We start from the raw sequence: 19,731 nt of genomic DNA on the forward strand, positions 1-19,731 counted from the left end.
GCCAAAAATGGGAGAAAATAGATTATGGAAAGAACATTTGTAATGATGAAGCCCGGTGTAGTTCAGCGGCGGATTGCCGGAGAAGTGCTCAGCCGCTTTGAAAAAAAAGGGCTTAAACTGGTTGCCTTAAAACTGATGCGTATCAGTCCCGAACTTGCAAAAAAACACTATGCCGAACATACCGACAAACCGTTTTTCGGCGAACTGGTGCAATATATCACCTCCGACCCCGTAGTTGCGATGGCTTTTGAAGGCGATGAGGCCGTTGCCATTGTGCGGAAACTCTGCGGAGCGACAAAGGTTTTGAATGCGGAGCCGGGAACCATCAGGGGCGATTATGCCTTGCATACCAATATCAATGTTGTCCATTCGTCAGACTCCGCCGAAAGTGCAGCGCGGGAACTTGCCCTGTTTTTTCAGCCGGAAGAATTTTTCAGCTGGGAAGACGGCAATAAAGATTGGTTTTAACAAGAGCGGGTGTTCAGTCCATTTACTTTAACTGATAAATATTGAACACCTTTTAACACTCAATCAGCGTACCCCCGCACGAATCAACACCCCCGTACGAATAAGGATGAAAAATGCTTGAAAAAATTACCAATACGTTTAGCGGCATTGTCCGCAAGATAAGCGGCAAGGCAACCATTACCGAAAAGAATATTGAAGAAGCGGTAGAGGAAATAAAAATTGCGCTACTCGAAGCGGATGTCAACCTCCGCGTAGTACGCCGCTTTATCAACTCAACAATCGAAGAAGCGAAGGGAGAAACCGTATTAAAATCGGTTAATCCCGGTCAGCAGTTTATCAAGATTGTCCACGATAAAATCCTGTCGTTTTTAGGCGATGAAAAGAAAAGCCTGCAACTGAAAGGCCCCGACACCCAGTCGGTTATCCTCTTTCTCGGTTTGCAGGGTTCCGGTAAAACGACATCCGCTGCAAAACTGGCCGCTCGGTTAAAGAAAGAAGGCCGTAAGCCGCTGCTCGTTGCCTGCGACCTCGTTCGTCCCGCTGCTGTGGAACAGCTCTCCTCATTAGGAGAGCGTATCGACGTCCCCGTATATAAAGAAGATACCAAGGATGCGGTACGGGTTGCGCAAAATGCGGTTATCTATGCACGGAAAAACGACTTTGATACCGTTATCGTCGATACGGCGGGACGGCTGCAAATCGACGAAGCGATGATGCAGGAGATCGCTGCGGTAAAAAAAGCGGTTAATCCGGTAGAAACTCTCCTCGTCGCCGATGCGATGACAGGACAAAATGCCGCCGAAGTCGCAAAAGCCTTTGATGAACAGGCGGGGCTGACCGGCGTTATTTTAACCAAGTTCGACTCCGATGCTCGCGGCGGCGCTGCGCTGTCGTTAAAAACCGTAACCGGCAAGCCTATCCTGTATGTCGGTGTCGGTGAAAAAATCGAAGATTTTGAACCGTTCTACCCCGACCGTATTGCCGGCAGAATTCTCGGTATGGGCGATATTGTTTCGCTCGTCGAAAAAGCGCAGGAAAATATCGATGCGGAAGAAGCCGCCCGCTTGCAGAAAAAGATGGCGACGGAAACGTTCACCCTTTCCGATATGCTCGACCAGCTTGAAAATGTCGAAAAGATGGGTTCGATTGAATCTATGCTCGATATGATGCCGGGGCTTGCCGGTCAAATTTCCGCCGAGGATATCGATAAGACAGGCTTTAAGCGGCAAAAGGCGATTATCCAGTCAATGACGCTCAAAGAACGGGAAAATCACCACATCATCGGGCCGCCCCGCCGCAAGCGTATTGCGAAAGGTTCCGGCACCTCCGTCGCCGAAGTGAACAAACTATTAAAACAGTTTGAAAAGACCCGCCAAACAATGCGGAAAGTCGCAAAGAGCAAGGGACTTCAAGCGCGGCTTATGGGACTGATGGGGTAGCAATCTGCTTCCATAAAAATTTTCTACTTGTATAATAGCAAGAAAGTACTGATTATGATGAATTCGGATTCACAGTGCTTATCAATCAAAGGAGAATATTATGAATAGCTTTTTTAAAACCGTTTGGCTCCCGATAGTTGTCTGTACATTCTGCTTTACAGCCTGTACGACATTGCCATCAAAGGCATTGTACACGGAACCGGCAGTTACCGGTGTTACGGTTAATACGGAAAACAATCATTTTGACGTTGTATACGCTATTAACGGTTGTGTAATGCCCAAAGCAAAAGACGATTTTATTAGTTTCAAAGTCGATACGATGCTGTATACCTATCGACTTGATTTTTCCGTAAACAATGGAATGAAGGCTATACTCGACCGCTTTTTCACCATAAGCGCTCTGGCCGATTCCCAGCATAGACAGAACGGTCATCGTTATCTTGGTGAAACAACCCTCTATGCTTATGCATCATCTGGAGAGACAATAAGCAGACTTATTGCCACTGGAAAAATGGCAAACCATGTACGGTTCAGCTTTTTACTGAAAGACGGAAAAAAATACCTATTACTTGAAGGTTTTCAGGTACAAACACTCGACGGGAAATTGGCAATCGACGACTATATCGACAGTATTCCGTTTCATTACGACGATATAAAAAAGGTCTATGACTTTTTTAACGATACGGAACAGCTCGAAGAAAACCGACAAAAACAGTTGCAAATCGCCCTTGCAGCAGAACAAGCTGAAAAAGAGAAAAAAGCGGCAAAAACGGCAACCGAAAACACAGACGTTATGATAAATTCTGAAGAATCTTCTACCGAAGGTCAATAAAAACAAGCCATTTTCTTTCTCGTGCTATATAACTTTCTTATCAAGGCTCTGAGAGCTGTTATAAACTGATGTTTTTAGCAGTTCCTTACAAAAAATTTCAGCCTTGCATAGGGAGGTTATATGAAGCGTATCCTATTTTTACATCACGCAAAAAATATAGCACGTAAATGTTACAGCGGGCTTTTGTGCCCGCAGACTTGTATCCTCTGCAGAAACATAAATGAAACGGGATTACCGCTCTGTAATCATTGTATTCAAACCGAATTCACACCATATATCATCGGTTTTACCGATTCGGCGCAGTCACAAAAAGCTGAACCCCGTTGTAGACAGTGTGGGAAGATTCTTATTTCCGAACATGAGTATTGTACCCGTTGCAGACCGGCCGATGACGGAACAACAGAAAAGCCAAAACCTACCTGTGATCGTATTTTTACACTTTTCCCATACATCGGGCTTGGGCAAAAATTACTACCCGTTTGGAAAAACAACAATATTCGCAGTTTTTCCACCGTATTTGCACCGCTTATCCACAGTTTTCTCACACAACATCCGGAACTTATGAGTATTCCGCTCGTACCGGTGCCGCCGCGTCCCAAAAAATTGCAGGAAAAAGGTTGGGATCAAATTGAGGATCTCGTAAAGGATCTATCGGTTTATTCGGACATGGCAATATATCGGTGCTTAAAGCGACAGGATGGTATTCCGCAAAAGAAGCTGTCCAAGACCGACCGTGCAGTTAATTTACAGGGGAAAATCAGACTAGCCGCAAAGACCGTCCCGGATAAACTCATGCTACTTGACGATGTAATGACAACCGGCGCAACGCTTGAAGCCTGTGCCCGCGTGTTAAAAAATGCCGGATGTAGGGAAGTCTATGGGCTTTGCCTGTTTTTTGACTAAAAAGGAAAGAAAAAACCTCTAAAAACTTATGTTTTTAGAGGTTCACAATTTTTAGAGGTATATCTACTGGTTATATGGTTACCTCAGCAACCGGTCTTTTTTTAGCGCCGCCGAGCGCTAACTCACCTGCGCGCTTTTTACCGGAAAAGAAAGTGATACAAGCACCGGCAATGTAGATTGTCGAATATACACCGCTTATCATACCTACCAATAAGGCAAGCGCAAAGTCTTTCATGCTACCGGATGTAAAGATGTAAAGCGAAATAGCGGCCAGCATTGTAGTAACGGTTGTGATAATCGTTCTGCTCAACACTTCGGTTTGTGCAAGATCCAAAACATCAACCAATGCAAGCTTTGGATTAAGCCGGATATTTTCGCGGATACGGTCAAATACAACAACCGTGTCATTTATTGAATATCCGACAATTGTCAAAATTGCCGCAATGGTAGTGGAATTAAACTCCATCTGCGTCCACACAATAAAAGTAATCATAATCAAAACATCGTGAACCAACGCAAGTACGGCGCCTAATGCAAATGTCCAACGGAAACGGACTAAAGCGTAAATGAAGATTAAGAACAATGCTCCAATTACCAGAAGTACCGCTTGGCGGGCAAGTGAACCGGAGAAGCGAGAGCCGACAAAGTCGGTACTCAATACGGCAAAATTATCCGCTTCATAAGCAGCTACCAGCGCAGTATTAATCAATGCCCGCAGTTCAGCGTTTGCATTGGTGTATGTGCCGTTATCAGGTAACCGTATTTGGAACACACGGTCACGTGATTCACCGACTTGCTGTACTGAAACCGAAGCAATGGAAGCAAGTGCATGACGCACTTCATCGGCATCGATCGGCTGTATTTGATCAGGAATATAATGTGCACGGAATGGCTCCGTTGTAAGGCGGGAAGTTTCCGAGGTAATAAATACGCTTTGTAATGCGGTATCGGCCTTTGCAAGCACTTTAGCCTGTACACCATCAATTTGCTGCTGTACAGCCTCGATAAACTGTCCAACTGTGGGGTATTCGCTATACTTAAAGGACACTACCTTATTTTCAGCGTCTACCGAAATAACGGTAATATCAATTCCTTGGGAATTTTGTGCTACCTGTATATTTTTCTCACCGTTATATGTTAAAATAAAAGCAGAAGGCGCAAACCGCACTTTCTCGATAAATCCTGCCTGAAAGTCAATACCAAAGTTAATTCCTTTAGTAAAAAGACCTACAATACCGGAAATAATAAGAGCACAGCTCACAACAACCATAACACCGAAAAGCTTGCTAAATTTTATCGTTTTTTTCATACGAGCGACCTCCAAGTAATATGCAGCTTCTTCTGATGCAATGTTTCCGTGCCGAAATCAAAGATCAACCGTGAAACAAAAAGGGCTGTAAATACGGAAGAAACAACACCGATTGTTAAGCTATAAGCAAATCCTTTGATCGGTCCGGTTCCCAATATTGATAAGAACAGCGCTGCAATAAAGGTAGTAATATTGGAGTCCATAATCGCCCAGAATGCATGAGCAAAACCGGTTTGAATAGCAGCTTCCCTACTTTTATGCAATGCAAGTTCTTCTTTAATTCTTTCAAAGATAACAACGTTGGCATCAACCGCCATACCGATGGTCAAAATCATACCCGCAATACTCGGCAGCGTAAGCGTGAGGTTAAATGCAGAAAGTACGCTGAATACGATATAAAGGTTCAGTATCTGTGCAACACAAGCATTAATACCGGCAGCGCGATACCAAATCAGCATAAACGCTAAAACAGCGATTAAGCCCCATTGGAGCGCCATTAAACCTTGATTGATGGCTTGCTCGCCCATACTGGCGCCTATTACCTGCTGATTTTCCAATTCGAGCGGTACATTAAGCCACGCAGTACGCAAGATCGTTTTAAGATTTTCAGCCTCGTCCGCGCTGAAACCGCTGATGGTTCCCGTACCACCGGTAATCGGTTCCTTGATATTCGGCGCCGATTTAATCTTATCGTCGGATACAATAGCCAACCGTTTACCTTGATTTGCAGTAGTAACGGTTGCAAATATATCAGCACCTTCCTTATCGAGTTCGAATACAACCAGCGGTTCATTGGTTTGGCTCGTCGTCGTGCTCACCCGCTGCAGATGCTTTCCTTCAAGAGCCGCTTCTTTCTTTATAACAAGAAAGCCTTGCCGTTCATCCAGTCCATAAGCGTCCTTGCTATATACGCCGAGTACCTTGGTGTCTGCAGGAATAATCGAAGGATTGATGAGATTATAATCCGCGTCAAATGTACGAGTAGGATTAGCATTATAATAAGAATAAAAAGCCTGAGTCGCATCATCGTCTACAATATGGAATGCAAGCAAGCCGCGACCCATGATAATAGAATTGATTTTGTCGGCATCGGCTGCACCGGGGATTTCGACATAAATACGATCTTCACCCTGCTGTCTGATAACGGGTTCGGTCAGACCGAACTTATCGATACGACTTGAAATGGTATCGATAGCTAAATTCATCGCTTCTTTTTTTGCCGAAGTGCTGCTATCACCGCTGTCGCCGGTTACCGCACTTAAATCGGCTTTGATAATGATGCTCATACCGCCTGAAAGATCGAGACCGAGCTTTACCGCATTTGCCTGCGCGTTTTTAATGCTTAGTATCTTACTTCGGTATGAATCCTCCATTATAGGACTCATTGCTGCCCGTGCTTTATCCTCAGAATTTTCCGGGAAGGCTGCAAGCAATGCTCCTGCCGTCCATACTGAAGGTTGCTCTTTACCGAGACTCTTTAAATTCTTCTTTGCCGCATTAATAAGCGGCTCATATTTTGCCGGAACAGGATTGGAATCACCTTGCTTTGCAGATGCGATTAATGCGTCAATATCCGTTTTTGTCATATTTATGACATAATCTTTAATTTTTTCTCTGGAACCGAGCGCCAATGCCTTATCGTCTTTACCTGTCCAAAAATACCATTTAAGGGTGGGATACAAAAACACAAAACAGAGGCCTAACACAGCCAGAACAATCACGAATCGAGTTCGCTTTTTCATGTCTATCTCCTCATCTAACGGAAATAAACGTTCATACTGAGGTTAGGCACAGCACGAACGATTTATAAGCCGATATGGGGATGTCTCAAAAATTGGTTACTTTTTCGCCATCTCCATCGAGTTTAAAATTAAGTCTTTGTACAACAATGACTTAATTTTATTCTGCTTCGCCGGAAAAATCGGGCGGCTGCGGTTTTTCGGGACTGGAATCTTCAGTTTTCTTTTCTTTCTTTTTAAAGAGAGATGAAAACGGAGAAGTCTTTTCCGGCACATTTGCCAGACGGCTTGCCTTTGTCTTTTCATCCAAAATAACACTACCGATTGCGGAACGATTCATTTCAAGCTTACAATTATCGTCAACTTTAAGAATGATCGTTGTTTCTTTTACGGAAGACACAACGCCGTGAATACCGCCAATGGTGATAATTTTATCACCTTTTTGAACGGAGGCAATCATTTCTTGCGTTTTCTTTTGCTCTTTCTTTTGAGGCCCGATAATAAAAACGTAGAAAATTACAAAGATAAGACCGAGAGCGAGAAGCGGAATAAAACTACCTCCCGATGCGGCTTGCTGCAACAATGGAATCGCGTTCATTATTTACATCCTTATTTATAACAAATATCCTTAAAATACTAACACAAAAAAAATGCGTAGTCAATTCACAGGTTATCCTGACCGGTTATTTTACCGACAGCAACTCAAGTTCAAATACCAAATAGCTATCGGGAGGGATAACCCCGCCTGCACCGCGTGAACCGTATCCAAGCTCCGGCGGAATAACGATTGTTCGTTTTTCACCGACAGCCATTTGCACCGCTTGCTGATCAAATCCGGCAATGAGCTGTCCCGCTCCTGCAACAAATTTCAGCGGTTCATGCATATCCGAATCATCGAACACCGTACCGTCAAGCAAAGAACCCTTATATTTCATAGTCAGGGTTTTACCTGTTTGAGCCTTAGCTCCCGTTCCCGCCTTTGTAATTGTATAAAAGATACCGTTTTCGTTCTTAACGGCATTGGGGAATTTTTGTTTTATCAAAGCCTCATATTTTTCCCGTTTCTGGGCAGCGCGCTGCTTTGCCCTTTCTGTGGCTCCTGCAAGATAGGCATTAAAATCTTTCTGGGTTGCAGTAAACTTTTGAGCCTCAGATCCTTTGCGGATAATCGACACGGAATTCATCCGATCGCCTTGCGTGATTTTATTAACAACATCCTGCCCCTTTACAACACGACCGAACACGGTATGTTTTCCATCCAGCCACGGTGTCGGCACATGGGTAATAAAGAACTGTGACCCGTTTGTTCCCGGTCCTGCATTCGCCATAGAAAGGATACCGGCAGTATTATGCTTGAGGTTATCAACAAACTCATCGGGGAAGCGGTAGCCCGGCCCGCCGGTACCCTTGCCGTCAGGATCGCCGCCTTGAATCATAAAGTTTGCGATGACACGGTGAAAGATTAAACCATCATAAAAAGGTTTTCCTTTCGCTGCATCCAAAGTTCCCTCTGCCAATCCGACAAAGTTACATACCGTCATGGGTGTTTCTTTATAGAACAATTCCACAACAATATCACCCTTGTTCGTATCAATAACGGCATAGACGCCGTCCTTTTGTAATTCAGCACTTATCGCATTCATTTTTTTTCCTTTTTCAGAATCTCCCGTTAAAATAATTGCAGCAGCAGCCGCTGTCGCAATAATCAAAAAAGTAATCGGTAAAACCAATACCGCAATCTTATTCAACCGCATAGTTCCTCCATCAAGGTGTCGCACTATTCTCGTATTGCGCAATGAACCATCCGTACACCGCTTCACCCCGTGTTTTAAACGAATTTTGCACACGCTCTCGGAAAACGGAAGGGGCGGTAAAGTCGGCACGTGTCAACATGTGTATCAGCAGATACTCTCCCAGATCGGTTACGGCAATCGACGCCTCTAAATTTTCAGGTTCAATCGCTTTAAATATCGAATACTTTAATACACCGATATTTGTAGAAATGAACCCGGCAGAATCGGCATCTGAGCAAAACCGATAACGATAAATGTTTTTATCGAAGGTTAAATCTTTTTGCACCACATAGACCGAAAGATCCGTAGAAGGATTGTCAACAGGGTCGGCAATTCTGCCTTCTGTTTTAGGATCATCGATAATATATGATGCTTCGTAGAGCGTCCGCATCTTCTTGCGACTGCTCGAATAATATTGCAGCCCTTCCAGCTTTGAAATGGAACGAAGAATGCGGGAGATTTTCTCCGTATCTTTTATGCCACCTTGCGTCTTTTTATGCAAATACAACGCCTCTATCAAAAAAGTAGGATTACCCTTGTTCCAGTTTTCTGCAAATGTCTGGGGTACAGCAAAAGGCGGCGCAAGACGCGGCATAGCGTTTTCTTTATTGTACACCGACCGGAATAAATGTTCTTGCTTAAGCAATTCTATCCGTTGCTCAGCGGATAGAAACGAATCCAGTGCCGAAATTACCGAATCGGGTACATTGCCGATATCCTGCGCAAAAAGAGAACAGCCTGTCAAAAGAGCAAGAAGAACAAGACAACGCCTCATTCACTAAAGCCCTTTATACAATACACGCACTTGTTTGTATAAGCCTTCACCTTCGCTCTTTGTATCGACATCACGAATATCGGCAAGCGTACTGTGAATCAGTCTGCGTTCATAGGGATTCATCGGCTCAAGTAAGACTGAAGCCTTTGTCGTTACAACTTGATCAGCGGTGGTATAGGCAAGCCGTACGAGCGATTCTTCACGGCGAAGCCGATAATTTTCACAATCGAGCATAATCCGTTCGGAAATACCGATTTTACCGGCATACACATTGGCAATCAGCTGGAGTGCATCCAGATTTTTTCCCTTCTTTCCGATTAAAATAGCAGAATCCTCGGAGGAAAGCCGTATAAGCAGCTTATGTTCTTCGTGTGAAAGGATTTCGATATTTGCGGTATATCCCATCGCATGAATAAGCTCGCCGATAAACTTCACCAAATCAGCTTCTTTTTCCGTAGCAGCCTCGCGTGAAAGCGGCTGTTGGCAGGGCGTATCAGTAATAGGCTTCCCTGTAGCGGCTTTATCGTCAATATGCACGCGAATTTTGGCATAACCTTTCTTAAAAAGCGAATTTTTTTGAATTTCAACGATTTCCACATCGAACTGATCGGCTTCTACGCCAAGCTCGGCGATTGCTTTATCTATAGCATCACGTTCGGTTTTTCCTTCAAATTCATAGATCATTTCCGAACCTCCTTTTTCTTCATCATTGCCTTAATGATTAGCTGTTGAACGAGCATCAAGAAGTTCGTGCTTGTCCAGTAGAGCAATAATCCTGACGGCGCATTATAAAACATAAAAAAGAAGAACAACGGCATACCGTACAGCATAATTTTCATTGTGCTGTTTTGTTGCTGATCGCTTGTGGGAGTTTGCGTTATTTTTCCAAACACCATCTGCGAAATCACATAGACAATAGGCAGAATACGCAGATCCGTCCATCCGAGGAAGGGAATGGGATTGGGGAACTGCAAAACACTATCACCAACAGATAAATCCGGTATCCAATGAGGGATAAACATTGCGCCACGGAACTCAAAATAATTATTAAACAGTCGATACATCGCAAACAAGATCGGCAATTGGATCAATAAAGGCAGACAGCCCGAAAGAGGGTTATAACCGGCTTCTTTATAGAGCTTAGCCATTTCTTCGTTCAGCTTTTGCGGCTTACCTTTATACTTTGCCTGTAATTCCTGAATCTTAGGCTGCATTTTTTGCATCTGCTGCGTTGATTCCGAGCTTTTTTTGGTAAGCGGGAAAAAGATCACCTTTATCAAAATTGTTACAAGGATAATCGAAACACCCCAGTTTGGAATAAGTTTATAGAAGAATTGGAGCAGCCATTTAAGCAATACCTCTAAAGGACGCCAAATACCGCTGGAAACGGCTACAGTATCAATCCGCAGATTATCATAGTTGTAGTTGTTTTTTGATGGGATATTGTAGGTACTTAAAATATTTTCGGAACACGGGCCGAGGTAGATACGGTATACGTCGGTTACTTTATTACCGGTAATCACAGGCCGCGAAAAAAACAGCTGCCCATCTTGTACCGTATCCGCATTAGGCTGTGCGGCAGAATACAGTATCTGCTGTGCAGGAACCGAAGGGATAACGATAAGACTGAAATATTTTCCCGAAATACCAGCCCATGGAACGGAATCCGTAATCAATTTGGTCTGGTTGGCTTTTAATGCAGTGTCTTTTTTCTTTCCATTTATGTAAGAAAAAAAATGCCGGTATTCGTAGCGGTCTGCTTTGGCATCCCAGTCGGGACCGATTTGAGGCATTGTCCTTAGCGTATAACCTGCATTATCAAAATTTAGCCCTTTCATATCGGCATCGCCGCTAACCGTAACGGCAAGTTCAAACATATAGTCATCTGGCAGAAAGGTATATTTTTTAGCAAGCGTAAACGAAGACACGGAACCGTCTTGGTTCTTTATCGAAATTGTCTTAAAAAAGCCGATAATCTGCTTTCCATTTACTGTTTCTTCTTTGACATTAAAGAATTGATTTAAGGCAGAAGCCTGAGCACCGCCCAGTGCAATCGAAAATGCTCTATTTCGATCGGTTAGATTTTTTACCAATTCCACATAAGAATCGCCTTTGGAACTATTGCGTTCCAGCAACTTATACGAAATGATATCACCGCCTTGGTTTGTAAGTGTAATTTCCGCAATATCGGTTTTAACGGTAACGGTCTGTTCACCGATAACGGTTTCATCCGGAGTTTCCAGCACTCCAAAATCCGCAGGAACGGTTTCCGCTACAAAGGTATTTTGCGGAACTTCTGCCTGCTGCTCCGTTGTAGAAGCAGCGGCAGACGATTGTTGCTGTACGGGAGCAGGAGGGAAAAATTTGTATTGCACAAACATCGCAGCTGCAATGACAAGACCGGAAAGAACCATTGCAATAACTGTATTTTTATTCATAAACGAATCTCCTAGGGAACGGGATCATACCCTCCCTTGTGAAAAGGATGACATCTAAGGATTCGTCTTACCGCTAAATACCCTCCCTTAAAAGGCCCGTATTTAGAAAGGCTTTCAAGGGCGTAATGAGAACAGGTGGGATAATATCTGCAACAAGGCGGAAACAAGGGAGAAATACACTTTTGATATACCTTTACCCCCGCACATAATAAAAACGTAAAAATACGCTCAATCTTTTTCAGATAATTGTGTTTCATATTGTTGAGATCGAATAGAAAACATACCCGCTTTTTTAAACAAACAATCCAGCTGCGCCGTACGCAGAGAAAAAGTATCGCGCCCCGGAAATATAAGCAAAAGAATATCCTTCCCGATTATAAGCTGGGATTTCATTTGCCGGTATACTTCTTTAGATAAACGGCGCGCTTTATTTCTTTGTACAGCAGAACCGTAATGTCGCTTAAACGTACAAACAAAACGATTATATGGTAATTTATTCGGTAAAACGAACAACTTTGCGCCGTCGCAGCTATAGCGGTGTCCTATTTTAAACATATCCCGTATCCGCACGGCGCCGCAAAGGCGCTCTTCTTTAGGTAAACAAGAGCGCTCCATGTGTTAAAACTCTTAGTAACTCTTTTTTTCGTCAGACACGGAAAGCTTATAGCGTCCTTTTGCACGGCGACTCTTTAAAACAGCGCGTCCTCCGCGTGTTGCCATACGCGCACGAAATCCATGACGGCGCAAACGTTTCGTTCTACTCGGTTGAAATGTCCGTTTCATAAAACTAGACTCCTTCTATATATAGTTATCAGGCGCATTACCCGCCTAAAAGATCTTGGGATAGCGAGAAAGCAAAATTTCCTTAAAATGCAACCACCGAACAAAATATCAATTTTGGAGATTGTTGCGGCTGAAAATAAACCTTCCTCAGTATACTAGACAGACGACTATACTATAGCACTATAAAAAAGTCAATCTATCGCTTTGGGGTAAAACGCATCAGATCCTTTAACACGCCCGCAGAATAAAGAGGTTATGGGCACCTTTGCTTTGTGGTCTTTGGTTTATTTTCCTGATACGTTCTGGCTTCCGCTGAAAAAAAAGGCATCCTTAAATAAGGATGCCTTTTCAAACTTAGCAGGGGTAGGACTTGAACCTACGACTTCCGGGTTATGAGCCCGACGAGCTGCCAACTGCTCTACCCTGCGATGTACGGCGCATAAGATAACCCACAATCGTAAAAATGTCAAGTGTTATTACAAAACCGGTAGGGATTCCGCATTATAAATAAAAACACATGAAATCTATGTTCTAAACCATAGAAAAGTCTTTACACTTGAAGGTATGAAGCCTTTTTTACGATTAAAAACTTGGTTTTTTGTTACGTATAGCAGTGGTTTCACTGAATTTTATCTACAAAAGCTTATAATGCGGAATCCCTGCAAAACCGGTTTAAACAGGAACTCGACGTGCAATCCCGAGAATGGTCAAATCATCGTATTGAATATCTTCTTTTATTTGTTTGTAGTAAAAATATTCATCGTAAATAGGATGCGGTTCCTTATCACAACAATAGATATCGTACTGTAGGAAGTATTTGCTCAAGAACGTATCGATTTTTTTATCCACCTGCACACAATCAAAGGATTGCGCGGAGGCATCTTTATACATTCTAAAGACTTTCTCAACTGAAATCAGTGCCAGAACGGCGTCTTCAATCGTTCCGTTACACGAGGAGAAATCGAAATCCATCTGCTCATACATAAGATCACTCTGTCGTTTTTTCAGCGTGAATTTTTTTCGGGCAAAAACAGCCTCAATAATCGCTTCAACCCTATCTTTTCCCAATGTTTCGCTGTCGGTACCCAGCAGATGACTACTATCGCCATTATCCTCCAACAGTATAGGATCGGAACCATCCTTCGTCTTCGAAATCGGCACACGAAGCTTTCGTTTCGATTCTTCAATACCATCAGTATAAAGGAACAGTATATCTCCACAATTCAAGTGTATTTTTTCAACAGGGTATCCGCCGTTAAGATTTATCATCTCTGAAGAAAAGGCGCCAGCCGCAGAACCTGAACGCAGTGTATAGCTTTTTAAACGTCGTGCCTGCTTATCGTAAATATGAACGATATTATCGCCCGCATTACAGAAATAAGCATCGCCAACACGCATATTGATAATACAAAGGGTGAATGCGGCAAAACGCCCCACAAATCCGTGCGATTCGATAACATCATTAATTCGCATAACGATACCGCTCAGGTTATAGCCATCGCGTTTGTAGTTCCAATTTTGAAAATAATTTTGGAACAAAGTCGCTACTTCTACCATAATAAGGGCAGCGGGAACTCCCTTTCCTGCAACATCGCACTTTATAACAGCATAGTGGAAGGCATCCAATTTTCTATAATCAAAATAATCCCCCGAAACACCGTGTGCGCCTTCGTAATACCCGAAAAACTCGGAATAGAGGTCACGGTGGCTACCCGTTGTCAGCTTCCTACCGGAGGAACTGATGTCCAGCGGGATAAACATCTTTTGTATTTCTTTCCCGACCTTTAAATCTTTAGAAATAGCAGCAGCAGCGGCTAATCTTTCAGTCATATCGTTAATCGTTGTTCCCAGCATTCCAAATTCGTCCCGCGAGGTAACTTGAACCGATCTACCGGCCAGCTTCTCTTTATCTTCGGTGTCGCGGATTAACGCAACATGCGCTGCTAAAAGACCAAGCGGCCGTACAAATAATGAACTAAAAAGCCATGCGGTAGAGATACCTGCAATCAACACGACCAATGAGATTTTGACAATAATGCGAATTAATCGATTTTGCTGTTCGTTTATTTTTTTTAGCAAATTTTCCACCGAAATATCAACAAATACAATACCCTGTACACTATCATGCGGATTTTCAGGGTTATAATAGATAATCGGTTCGTAAAACAAATATTCTGTTCGTTTTTTTGAAAGATTATGCATTGAATAATCAGGGTATGAACCAAAACCTTGATCGGCCAACGCCGAAAGATTAGCTTGCAACTTTGATTCCAGATGCCTGATGTTTGCCTGAATTTCAGTTTGGCGTTTAAGTACATACGGATCCCGTTGCATTTCCAGCGTTTCCATCTCATCCGTGAGCAGTCGAATCGAATCGATGTGCTGCTGAACGATTATTGAGGCCTCGTTATTAATATGCGTCAACTTTTGTGAGATTTCTTCAATTCCTTCAGGATAAAACTGAGACTCTCCGGGAATATACCGATGAGTATTAATCATTTTAGTGATATCCTGATAGTCAGTCGCAAGGACATAGTGAAGCCCTGTCTGTCCCGGAAGAGTACTCCTACCAGTAACAACGACATATTTTGCTTCGGGGAAGGTAACGCGATTCAATAACAAAAGATCAAAATCTTCCTGATTGGGATCCGAAAAATGAGCTTGAACCCGCAATTCAAGGTTATCGAGCAATATTTTTGTTTGCAACAGAAGACTGTTTGAAAGTAAATCTTTATACGGGCGGATAATGGCAATTGCGAGAGCTGTAGCGACACTGGCAATAACAACAAGTAAAATAACAACGATGATAACGATAAATTTTATACGGACACTATTCCATAAATTTACCGTTGGTTTGTATTTTTTTGTGTTGTCAAGTGCCTTTTTGCTTGCGTCCATGCTCGCTCCTGGTAAAATGCTTTGTTATTGAATAGAGAATATTATACAGCAAATACTCCACAAACAAAAGAGGGTATCTATAAAAAATGGACAAAGAAGAGAGATGGTATCCCCCTTGCCTAAACGAAACCGGTTAGGCAAAATAGATTAAGCCAAATTTACATCAAAGGAGATACCATCGAAATGGATTATTACGCATCTTATAAAAACAGTAAAGACCCCTCGTTGTTAAGAAAAGAGTTGGTCAGCTACGCGCTAAAGTACGGCAACAAAAAAGCTGCACAGCACTTTCAAACAACCATAAAAACAGTCAGAAAATGGAGAAAACGCTGGCAAGAACAAAAAGGAGTAGGACTCAAAGACCGGTCTAAAAAACCTGAAAAAAGCCCTCGCATGATGAAAAAGTATTGGCAATTCAAAATAAAAGCTCTAGCAGAAAAGGCAACCGCAGATAATAAACGTATTAACGGAGTAATGATTAAACGTGAGTATGGCATTCCTTACTCCCTCAAGACGGTTGTCAAATATTTAAAACAATACTACAAACTCCCGAGCAAAAAAACTCATCGAGAAAAAAAGCGCAATATGCGGGAAGTTAAAGATAAATATCGTGCATTTGAAAAAATACAGGTAGATATCAAATATTTGGATGATATTCCTGAATTTTATCACGATTTTATGCAGTTCCACTTACCAAAATACCAAATAACCGCTCGTTGTATCAAAACAGGGGCTTTATTTATCGGCTACACACAGCAACACAGCAGTACCAGTACCGCCATTTTCATCTATCGGCTGTTCACTCATCTCAAGCACTATGGCATCAAGCCAGCTGAAATAACAATCCAAACCGACAATGGTACTGAGTTTACTGCTCCATGGAATAGTCTCAAAAAAACACTTTTTACCAAAGTTATTGAAGTTTCTTTTACTTCTACGCATAAAACCATTCCCGTCGGGGCTAAGACCTATCAAAGCGATGTGGAAAGTTCTCATCGGCTTATCGAAGATGAATTTTACGCCTGCCGGTATTTTTCCAGTGCTCAAGACTTTTTGAAACAAGCGCATCAGTACCAGAACCACTTTAACTTTACTCGGTTTAATACCTATAAAAACGGCTCGCCCGTACAGCTTTTACAACAGGCTGCACCTCTTATTAACCGCGATGTTTTGAACTTTAAACCCGTTCTGGTTGACACGTTCTTTCATCTGTATAAAAATGAATTTAGATTGCTTGCCTCTTAGGGCGGGGATACCATCTCTCTTCAAATCCCAGTATCTATAAAAAAAAAGTAAAATTTCAACAAAAAAAATTTAAGTATCTTGAGGGTATCTCTAAAAATTTATTCATGCAGAGCGTTTAATACCCCGGCGTTCTACGTCGAGGTTGTTTTGGAACTTAGAGATACCCGTCAAGTTATTTTGAAATATAGCTGCCCGCAAAATCCATTACGGTAACGGCGCCGTAAGGTGCATTTCCGGTTTTGTTAAAGCCGATACCAACCTTCTTAAATTCTTGTTTTAGAATATTAATCCGGTGTCCCCTACTCGGCACTCCATCGTCAATCAAAAGCTGAACAACGATTTCCCGCGCCGTAACACTGCCGTAAGCACAATTTTCTCCGCAAAGGATTCCCCATGTTCCGTAGCGGCTGATACGGGTAACAAGGTCAGAACCATCGCTCCCCGTATGCCCCAGTGCTCCGGTACGTGCCTGATCATCGGCAAGCCATTGCGCCGAACGGCACAGCCCTTTTTCCAAGGTTAAAGGTTCAACAGCAACCGTAGTCTTTAATACACGTATACATTCCTGTACCGGCGCAATACCTTCTTGGGTGAGCAGCCGGACTTTTCCCGGCTCGGAATACATATTTCCATCGAAGTATTTGAGCCGCGGCTCCAGTATTTCCGCCGCATACCGCTTAGGATTTGTCCGCACAAAGTTAAGTTCCTTTACGACTTCTTCCGCAAGGTATCTCGTGTCACTTAACGGCGTATCCGGCGCCATCATATTATTGCCGGTAGTACAAGAAAACAAAAACAGCACAAATGCCATCAGTAAAACAAATAGTCTCTTTTCCATATATTATACTGTATTCAATTTACAGTAAATAAGCAAGATTTCCATAGACCCCAGTTATCATATAGGTTATAATTGCCCCCTATGAAACGGCTGTTGATTGTTTTTGCCTTTGTTACTGCGATGTCGGTTCATGCGCAGGATTTCCTTTTGGCAGGTACGCAGGACGGATTATATAAGCTTACATCGGTTTCCGCACAAAAGATTTGGGATACGGCTGCGGTGCGTAAAATTATCAGAAACGGGAAGACATGGTTTTTCCTTACCGATAACGGTATTGCGCGATCGGATAATGTAACGCAGTTTGAGTATATCAACGACGGCCTTCCGATAAAAGTGATAAAAAAGATAACCGACGGCGAAAAATCCTTTATTAAAAAGCCTCAGATGTTGAAAGATTTGGAAGCGCATCCGTCCCGCTCAGATACCCTTATTACCGCCACAAACAGCACTGTGTTTTTAAGCGAAGACGGCGGACGACATTGGCGCAACCTCGGCTGTCATACACCGGTCAACGGATTAAAAGCCGTCTGCGTACTCGATTTGCCGGATGCGCAGGGAAATTTGCAGCTAACCGTCCTTGCCTCGCACTCCATCTACGGGGTGGCATGGAAACAGCCGTCCGTTTCCGACAAATGGCAGCCTTTGAGCGAGGGGCTTATCCCCGGGCCGGAAAGCGATGAAGAAATTTCCGATATTGTCGTGTATACCCGCCAGCAAAAACAAGAGGTATACGCCGCGCAAACGTTTACCGGCAAATTGTACCAGCTCGATTGGACGGCAAAACGCTTCTATGCCGTTTCGGACTGGACAGACAGCATTGCAGGTGCACGCTGTATCGACGGACTCAGCCCTGCTGCAATGTCCATCGTCGGCACTAAAAACGGCGGCCTATTTGAAATACCACTGATGCTGCCGACGCCCGCTCCCAACCGGCTGAAGGGAATAGAACTTACCCTTAAACGCATTGCCTCAAAGCCGCTTTCGGCGTGGATACCGCAGCGGATGACGCGGCTCGGTAAAGCGGTGAGCCTTTCGGAATTGTGGCTGTTCGACGAGGGAGACAAAACACGGAAAACGGACTATCTCCGCCGCGCTACGGGACGAAAAGGGGTATACCTGCCGGCGCATCAGGCACGGACGGCAGCCGGTTTGCAGCGCTACTTCGACCTGCTTGAACAAAATAAGCTTGATACGCTCATCATCGATATGAAGGATGATTTCGGTTTTGTCCGCTACAACTCGCAGGATGAAGAAATACAGGCGGTGGGCGCAGTTCGACCCTTTATTCAGCTTGAAGACTTTACCGCAAAGGCAAAGGAACACAACGTCTATCTTGTCGCCCGCATCGTTGTGTTCAAGGATAAGCAGCTGTACCGGTACCGGAAAAATATATACGCAGTAAAGGATAAAAACGGCAAGCCGTGGCAGGGCTATAAAACCGTTGACGAAACGGCAGAGCCGATTGAAGAATATTGGGTAGACCCCTATAACGAAAACGTGTGGAAGTACAATACGGCAATCGCCCAAGAACTGATTCGGAGAGGTTTTGACGAAGTGCAGTTCGATTATATCCGCTTTCCCACCGACGGGGAAAATCTCTATGCGGCACGGTTTCCGGCACAGGAGCAGGGCATGGATAAGGAAAGTGCAATCATGTCATTCCTTGCCTATGCCCGGGAAAAAATCCGTGCGCCCATTTCAATAGACATTTACGGGGCAAACGGATGGTACCGCACGGGTGCTCGTACCGGTCAAGAAGTGGAAGTGCTTGCCGATTACGTTGATGTGATATGCCCGATGTTTTATCCCAGTCATTTTCGCCAGAGCTTTCTTGCACAACAACCGGCGGAAGAACGCCCGTATCGTATTTATCAGCAGGGTTCATATCGGAATAAGATTATTGCGCACAATAAGGTGATTATCCGGCCGTGGACACAGGCGTTTTATATCCCCGTGTCCTACGATAAAAAGTATTATAATGAAGATTATGTGCAGCGGCAGATTATCGGCATCAAGGATTCCATTGATGAGGGCTATGCCTATTGGAATAATTCCGGCCGTTACGCCGACATCCGCCCCGACGGCCTCCCACTACCGCAGAAATAACCTGTTCGGAAGTGTACCTCCATGTACACTTCCGAACGCGAGTTTTTGCTACGCAAAAACGTCGCTTCTGTTTGGAACCACGGACATCCCTGTCCGTTCTGAAATTAAACGGTATGAACAAAAATTACCCATTTTTTCCAGCAAACGGGTAAACGCATCAGATGA

At 43.6% G+C, this 19,731-nt stretch carries 18 protein-coding genes and 1 tRNA gene; 6 read left to right on the forward strand and 13 right to left on the reverse strand.

The features are described from left to right. The first annotated feature begins 24 nt into the window (after positions 1–24). The 4 genes from ndk to DWB79_RS01795 all read left to right on the forward strand — a co-directional run bounded on the left by ndk (position 25) and on the right by DWB79_RS01795 (position 3,642). The gene (gene ndk / locus DWB79_RS01780; RefSeq protein WP_016522352.1) at positions 25–468 is read left to right on the forward strand and encodes a nucleoside-diphosphate kinase; all 444 of its coding nucleotides are present in this window, start codon (positions 25–27) and stop codon (positions 466–468) included. Positions 469–581: 113 nt separating this feature from the next. Further along, positions 582–1,907: a signal recognition particle protein gene (gene ffh / locus DWB79_RS01785; protein WP_016522353.1), complete on the forward strand. Its 1,326-nt coding sequence runs from the start codon at positions 582–584 to the stop codon at positions 1,905–1,907. A 100-nt stretch (positions 1,908–2,007) separates the two neighbouring features. Beyond that, positions 2,008–2,739 (forward strand): hypothetical protein, encoded by a 732-nt coding sequence (locus DWB79_RS01790; protein ID WP_016522354.1) that lies wholly within the window; start codon positions 2,008–2,010, stop codon positions 2,737–2,739. Positions 2,740–2,859: 120 nt separating this feature from the next. After that, positions 2,860–3,642: a ComFC family protein gene (locus tag DWB79_RS01795; RefSeq protein WP_016522355.1), complete on the forward strand. Its 783-nt coding sequence runs from the start codon at positions 2,860–2,862 to the stop codon at positions 3,640–3,642. Positions 3,643–3,712: 70 nt separating this feature from the next. Here DWB79_RS01795 and secF read toward each other — a convergent pair whose 3' ends face one another. The 12 genes from secF to DWB79_RS01855 all read right to left on the reverse strand — a co-directional run bounded on the left by secF (position 3,713) and on the right by DWB79_RS01855 (position 15,377). Continuing rightward, a complete protein-coding gene (secF, locus tag DWB79_RS01800) occupies positions 3,713–4,951 on the reverse strand; it encodes a protein translocase subunit SecF (RefSeq protein WP_016522356.1) in 1,239 nt (412 codons plus the stop codon). After that, entirely contained in the window at positions 4,948–6,693 is a 1,746-nt protein-coding gene (gene secD / locus DWB79_RS01805; protein WP_016522357.1) for a protein translocase subunit SecD, read from the reverse strand. The genes secF and secD overlap by 4 nt, the downstream gene beginning before the upstream one ends. A gap of 157 nt (positions 6,694–6,850) precedes the next feature. After that, entirely contained in the window at positions 6,851–7,288 is a 438-nt protein-coding gene (gene yajC / locus DWB79_RS01810; RefSeq protein ID WP_016522358.1) for a preprotein translocase subunit YajC, read from the reverse strand. 85 nt (positions 7,289–7,373) lie between these two features. Next, positions 7,374–8,444, reverse strand: a complete 1,071-nt coding sequence (locus DWB79_RS01815; RefSeq protein WP_016522359.1) for a peptidylprolyl isomerase — start codon at positions 8,442–8,444, stop codon at positions 7,374–7,376. 10 nt (positions 8,445–8,454) lie between these two features. After that, complete coding sequence (locus DWB79_RS01820) at positions 8,455–9,258, reverse strand: DUF6675 family protein (protein WP_016522360.1); 804 nt, start codon at positions 9,256–9,258, stop codon at positions 8,455–8,457. Between the two features lie 3 nt (positions 9,259–9,261). Further along, on the reverse strand, positions 9,262–9,942 hold the full coding sequence (gene jag / locus DWB79_RS01825) for an RNA-binding cell elongation regulator Jag/EloR (protein WP_016522361.1): 681 nt from the start codon (positions 9,940–9,942) through the stop codon (positions 9,262–9,264). Beyond that, positions 9,939–11,696: a membrane protein insertase YidC gene (yidC, locus tag DWB79_RS01830; protein ID WP_016522362.1), complete on the reverse strand. Its 1,758-nt coding sequence runs from the start codon at positions 11,694–11,696 to the stop codon at positions 9,939–9,941. Before yidC ends, jag begins: the two co-directional genes overlap by 4 nt. Before the next feature lie 11 nt (positions 11,697–11,707). Beyond that, complete coding sequence (yidD, locus tag DWB79_RS01835; protein ID WP_084762258.1) at positions 11,708–11,953, reverse strand: membrane protein insertion efficiency factor YidD; 246 nt, start codon at positions 11,951–11,953, stop codon at positions 11,708–11,710. Then, positions 11,925–12,311: a ribonuclease P protein component gene (locus tag DWB79_RS01840; RefSeq protein WP_016522363.1), complete on the reverse strand. Its 387-nt coding sequence runs from the start codon at positions 12,309–12,311 to the stop codon at positions 11,925–11,927. The genes yidD and DWB79_RS01840 overlap by 29 nt, the downstream gene beginning before the upstream one ends. A 12-nt stretch (positions 12,312–12,323) precedes the next feature. After that, complete coding sequence (rpmH, locus tag DWB79_RS01845; RefSeq protein ID WP_006188846.1) at positions 12,324–12,479, reverse strand: 50S ribosomal protein L34; 156 nt, start codon at positions 12,477–12,479, stop codon at positions 12,324–12,326. 355 nt (positions 12,480–12,834) lie between these two features. After that, positions 12,835–12,907, reverse strand: a tRNA-Met gene (locus DWB79_RS01850). Between the two features lie 244 nt (positions 12,908–13,151). Further along, positions 13,152–15,377, reverse strand: coding sequence for a SpoIIE family protein phosphatase (locus DWB79_RS01855; RefSeq protein WP_016522364.1), 2,226 nt, complete (start codon positions 15,375–15,377; stop codon positions 13,152–13,154). Between the two features lie 183 nt (positions 15,378–15,560). Between DWB79_RS01855 and DWB79_RS01860 the strand changes: the two genes are divergently transcribed. Beyond that, positions 15,561–16,622, forward strand: coding sequence for a helix-turn-helix domain-containing protein (locus tag DWB79_RS01860; protein ID WP_016522365.1), 1,062 nt, complete (start codon positions 15,561–15,563; stop codon positions 16,620–16,622). Positions 16,623–16,794: 172 nt separating this feature from the next. Here DWB79_RS01860 and DWB79_RS01865 read toward each other — a convergent pair whose 3' ends face one another. Then, entirely contained in the window at positions 16,795–17,460 is a 666-nt protein-coding gene (locus DWB79_RS01865) for a CAP domain-containing protein (RefSeq protein ID WP_016522366.1), read from the reverse strand. Positions 17,461–17,541: 81 nt separating this feature from the next. Between DWB79_RS01865 and DWB79_RS01870 the strand changes: the two genes are divergently transcribed. Continuing rightward, positions 17,542–19,566, forward strand: coding sequence for a putative glycoside hydrolase (locus tag DWB79_RS01870; protein ID WP_016522367.1), 2,025 nt, complete (start codon positions 17,542–17,544; stop codon positions 19,564–19,566). The last annotated feature ends 165 nt before the right edge of the window (positions 19,567–19,731 follow it).

Source organism: Treponema medium (assembly GCF_017161265.1).
Lineage (GTDB): Bacteria > Spirochaetota > Spirochaetia > Treponematales > Treponemataceae > Treponema > Treponema medium.

What these genes read in the sequence shown, in the direction of transcription:
- ndk (WP_016522352.1), top strand. Translation starts at nt 25, where the DNA reads ATGGAAAGAACATTTGTAATGATGAAGCCCGGTGTAGTTCAGCGGCGG.
- ffh (WP_016522353.1), top strand. Translation starts at nt 582, where the DNA reads ATGCTTGAAAAAATTACCAATACGTTTAGCGGCATTGTCCGCAAGATA.
- DWB79_RS01790 (WP_016522354.1), top strand. Translation starts at nt 2,008, where the DNA reads ATGAATAGCTTTTTTAAAACCGTTTGGCTCCCGATAGTTGTCTGTACA.
- DWB79_RS01795 (WP_016522355.1), top strand. Translation starts at nt 2,860, where the DNA reads ATGAAGCGTATCCTATTTTTACATCACGCAAAAAATATAGCACGTAAA.
- secF (WP_016522356.1), bottom strand. Translation starts at nt 4,951, where the DNA reads ATGAAAAAAACGATAAAATTTAGCAAGCTTTTCGGTGTTATGGTTGTT.
- secD (WP_016522357.1), bottom strand. Translation starts at nt 6,693, where the DNA reads ATGAAAAAGCGAACTCGATTCGTGATTGTTCTGGCTGTGTTAGGCCTC.
- yajC (WP_016522358.1), bottom strand. Translation starts at nt 7,288, where the DNA reads ATGAACGCGATTCCATTGTTGCAGCAAGCCGCATCGGGAGGTAGTTTT.
- DWB79_RS01815 (WP_016522359.1), bottom strand. Translation starts at nt 8,444, where the DNA reads ATGCGGTTGAATAAGATTGCGGTATTGGTTTTACCGATTACTTTTTTG.
- DWB79_RS01820 (WP_016522360.1), bottom strand. Translation starts at nt 9,258, where the DNA reads ATGAGGCGTTGTCTTGTTCTTCTTGCTCTTTTGACAGGCTGTTCTCTT.
- jag (WP_016522361.1), bottom strand. Translation starts at nt 9,942, where the DNA reads ATGATCTATGAATTTGAAGGAAAAACCGAACGTGATGCTATAGATAAA.
- yidC (WP_016522362.1), bottom strand. Translation starts at nt 11,696, where the DNA reads ATGAATAAAAATACAGTTATTGCAATGGTTCTTTCCGGTCTTGTCATT.
- yidD (WP_084762258.1), bottom strand. Translation starts at nt 11,953, where the DNA reads ATGAAACACAATTATCTGAAAAAGATTGAGCGTATTTTTACGTTTTTA.
- DWB79_RS01840 (WP_016522363.1), bottom strand. Translation starts at nt 12,311, where the DNA reads ATGGAGCGCTCTTGTTTACCTAAAGAAGAGCGCCTTTGCGGCGCCGTG.
- rpmH (WP_006188846.1), bottom strand. Translation starts at nt 12,479, where the DNA reads ATGAAACGGACATTTCAACCGAGTAGAACGAAACGTTTGCGCCGTCAT.
- DWB79_RS01855 (WP_016522364.1), bottom strand. Translation starts at nt 15,377, where the DNA reads ATGGACGCAAGCAAAAAGGCACTTGACAACACAAAAAAATACAAACCA.
- DWB79_RS01860 (WP_016522365.1), top strand. Translation starts at nt 15,561, where the DNA reads ATGGATTATTACGCATCTTATAAAAACAGTAAAGACCCCTCGTTGTTA.
- DWB79_RS01865 (WP_016522366.1), bottom strand. Translation starts at nt 17,460, where the DNA reads ATGGAAAAGAGACTATTTGTTTTACTGATGGCATTTGTGCTGTTTTTG.
- DWB79_RS01870 (WP_016522367.1), top strand. Translation starts at nt 17,542, where the DNA reads ATGAAACGGCTGTTGATTGTTTTTGCCTTTGTTACTGCGATGTCGGTT.